Consider the following 3,508-nt stretch of genomic DNA (forward strand, 5'->3'; position numbering starts at 1 on the left):
CTGCGATCTGGACCGCGCTCGTATAGTAGCCGCGCTCGCTGAGCGCGGGACGCGGTCGGCGACCGCGTCTACAGGGCGATCGCGTCCCGCCGCCTTGATCAGACCGCCCGGCGATCCGCTTCCAAAGAAGCGCGGGCCGAAGCCGGGAGATAGGGGATTGAGTCAGGTGTCATTGTAATCCCCACGGTTATTCCCGCTCTGGGGCGCGCCTACGCGCAAGCTTCGATACGCAAACTGCAATGCGCGCAACAGGAATCGCGAGCCATTGTCGCGCCGCTGCGTTCTGGGCGTGGCGACCAAATGCCGGGGTCACGTGTCATGCATATTGAAGAACTGCGATGGACGCCTCCGACGGGCTGGCGCACCGCAAGAGGGTCGGGCAATGGCCACGCCGACCTTGTAATCTATTTCGGCGACCGTGACGCTTTACGCGGTGGCGACCGCTTTGCTGAGCTTCGGGCTGCTTATCCCAATGCGCATGTGATCGGCGGCAGCGCGACGGCGACGATTCTGGGCGGCGAATTCGATCGCGGGAACACCGTCGTCGCCGCCTCGATCAGCTTCGACGGCACGCGCGTCGCAGTGACCCAGTCGGAAGGCGTCACGCAGGCCAACTCTCGCGCGTGCGGCGAGGCGATCGGCCGCAAGCTCGCGGCGCCTGACTTGGCCGGCGTCTTCGTGCTCGGCGACGGCATGCGGGTGGACGGCAGCGGGCTCGCAGCGGGACTGAACCATGCGCTCGCATCCGCCTGTCCAATCATGGGGGGCATGACAAGCGATCCTTGCGACTATACGGAAGCATTGGCCGGCGTCGACGCACCGCCGGCGAGCGGCGTCGTTGCGGCCGTCGGCTTCTACGGCCCCAACATCCGACTCACTTCCGGGCGGGGCTGTGGTTGGGACGCCTTTGGCCCGCGCCGACGCATCACTCGTGCGTCGGGCAACGTGCTGTTCGAGCTGGATGAAAAGCCAGCCCTAGAGTTGTACGAGCGCTACATCGGGGAGGATGCCGAAGGCGGGACCGGCTCCGGCGTCATCTATCCGCTGGTGATTTCGCCGTCGGACCGGCCGGAGCGGGCGGTGGTGCGCGCGATCCTCGGTATGGATCGGTCCAACGGGGCAATGACCTTCGCCGGAGATATGCCTGAGGGGTGGATGGCCCGCCTGATGCGCGGCAACCTCGATCGATTGGTATTGGGGGCTGCGGACGCCGCACGCCAAGTCTCTGACGCTCTGCCGAAGACCACAGTGGGCGACCAACTCGCTCTGATTGTCACATGCACCGGGCGGTTACTGCAGATGGGTCAACGGGTGATTGACGAAGTCGCCTTCGCGCGAGATGAACTGGGCGCGAGCATCAGCTGCCTGGGGTTCTACTCGTACGGCGAGATTGCGCCTGCCGAGAGGCCAACGGTCTGCGAGCTCCACAACCAGACCATGACGATTGTAGCGCTCTCCGAGGTCGAAGGCTGACCCCGATGCATCGGCTGCTCGCGCATCAACTCGCAAGAGTCACCGGCAAGAATGGAGAGATCGATGTCTCCGCTCTTCTCGGCATGGTCAGCCAAGCTTATGACGAGGCCGACCTCGAGCGGCGGCGAACCGACCATGCCGCCAGGGTCATGTGTCAGGAGATGGAACAGCTCAACGCAGATCTCCACAAGCTTGCGAACCACGACGTGCTTACGGGCCTGGCCAACCGCGGCCTATTCCGCGAGATCATGACGCGGCAGCTTGCACTGGCGCAGCGTGACGGCTTCGCAATCGCGGTCTTCTGCATCGACTTCGATCGATTCAAGGGCGTCAACGACACTTTCGGTCACGAGGCAGGGGACCGGCTGCTCAAGCAGGCGACCGTTCGGATGTGCGACTCGATTCGGGACTGTGACAGCCTCGCGCGAGTGGGCGGAGACGAGTTCCTGTTGCTGCAGGTCGGTGGTTTGCAACCCGAGGCGGCCGCGCAACTCGCGGAGCGGTTGATCAAGAAACTCGCCGAGCCCTTCGAGCTCTCGGGCAATCAGGCCTACATCGGGGGAAGCATTGGCATCGCCGTAGCGCCGCCCGACTGTTGGAGCGCGGATGGGCTTCTAGAACATGCCGATCTCGCGCTGTACCGGGCGAAAGAAGATGGACGCGGGACATTTCGCATTTTCGAGCGCGAGATGGACCTGCAAGTGCGGATCCGTCGCACTATGGAGCACGATCTGCGCAAGGCGCTGGCCGCTAATGAATTTGAACTCTACTATCAGCCTGAGGTAAACTTGGCGAGCAACAAGATCAGCGGATTCGAAGCCCTGATCCGCTGGAATCATCCTGAACGGGGAATAGTCGCCCCCAACGCGTTCATTCCGATGGCGGAGGAGATTGGTCTGATTGCTCCGATTGGCGAATGGGTCATCAAGCAGGCATGCTCGGCCGCCGCTCATTGGCCTGACGGTATCTCGGTCGCCGTCAATGTTTCGCCGATTCAATTCCGCAACAGCGGACTGAAGCAAGTCATCGCTGGTGCGCTCGCAGCGTCAGGATTGCATCCATCCCGCCTCGAGATCGAAATTACCGAGACCGCCCTGCTACATGACAAAGACGCGACTCGCACTATTCTTCACCGGTTGCGGGCGCTTGGCGTACGGATCGCCTTGGATGATTTCGGCACGGGATATTCCTCGCTAAGCAGCCTGCAGTGTTTTCCTTTCGACAAGATCAAGATTGATCGATCGTTCGTGCGGGATATCACGGAAAACGCGGGCTCGCGCAACATCGTGCACGCGCTGGCCGCGCTCGCAAAAGGGATGGGGCTGAAGACCACGGCGGAGGGCGTGGAAACCGAAGAGCAACTCGCAAGCGTCGCTTCCGAAGGTTGCACCGAGATGCAGGGTTTTCTGTTCAGCCGGCCGCTGCCACTGCGCGAAATCGAGCGGTTGCTCCTGTCAAGGCGCAACAAGCAAGAGCTTGGCGACCCAACTGATGCGGCTTGATCCGTGCCAGCCTATTCGTCCGGGGCCTCTTGAAGCCGACATGTGGGGCAGGACGGTAAAGCGGTTCGGGGCAGACGCCCGCTCTCCGGGCTTCCTCAATGGCCTGGCCGCCCTCACCGGCCGCGATCCGCGCCCAAAGAAGCGCGGGCCGAAGCCGGGAGAGAGGGGATCGAGTAAAGTGTCGTTGTAATACCAGCGGCCCTAAGCATTGACCGTTGCCCATTCGCGGGTGGCGATTGAGGCGACTCGTGGTTTGTCGTTTGCGAAGAACATCCAGGCCTCGCAGGCTTTGTCGACGATTTCGTCGTAGGTTTCGTAGACGGTGTTGGCGAGCTTGTTGCCGCGCAGATAGGCCCAGATGTTTTCGACTGGATTGAGCTCGGGCGAGTAGGGTGGCAGGGGCAATAGGGTGATGTTTTGCGGGAGCTCGAGGGCCGCTTCTTGATGGTAACCGGCGCCATCCAGCACGAGGACGGCGTGAGCGCCCGCGGCGACCTGTTTGGATATCTCTTTTAGGTGCAGGTTCATCGCCT

General features: G+C 62.3%; 3 protein-coding genes. 2 read left to right on the plus strand and 1 reads right to left on the minus strand.

Annotated elements, in window-relative coordinates; translation table 11 throughout:
- The first annotated feature begins 318 nt into the window (after nt 1–318).
- Together ACLP25_RS19665 and ACLP25_RS19670 are read left to right on the plus strand one after the other, a co-directional pair.
- Nucleotides 319–1,473: an FIST signal transduction protein gene (locus ACLP25_RS19665; protein ID WP_442470848.1), complete on the plus strand. Its 1,155-nt coding sequence runs from the start codon at nt 319–321 to the stop codon at nt 1,471–1,473.
- 5 nt (nt 1,474–1,478) lie between these two features.
- On the plus strand, nt 1,479–2,975 hold the full coding sequence (locus tag ACLP25_RS19670) for a putative bifunctional diguanylate cyclase/phosphodiesterase (protein WP_442470849.1): 1,497 nt from the start codon (nt 1,479–1,481) through the stop codon (nt 2,973–2,975).
- Between the two features lie 201 nt (nt 2,976–3,176).
- Here ACLP25_RS19670 and ACLP25_RS19675 read toward each other — a convergent pair.
- A partial coding sequence (locus ACLP25_RS19675) for a transposase (protein ID WP_442470850.1) occupies nt 3,177–3,508 on the minus strand: 332 nt, incomplete at its 5' end.

Origin of the sequence: Roseiarcus sp. (assembly GCF_052145395.1) — a bacterium.
In the GTDB taxonomy this organism is placed as follows: domain Bacteria; phylum Pseudomonadota; class Alphaproteobacteria; order Rhizobiales; family Beijerinckiaceae; genus Roseiarcus.

Excerpts from the sequence above, each read along its gene's own strand:
- ACLP25_RS19665 (WP_442470848.1), top strand. The coding sequence starts at position 319 with ATGCATATTGAAGAACTGCGATGGACGCCTCCGACGGGCTGGCGCACC.
- ACLP25_RS19670 (WP_442470849.1), top strand. The coding sequence starts at position 1,479 with ATGCATCGGCTGCTCGCGCATCAACTCGCAAGAGTCACCGGCAAGAAT.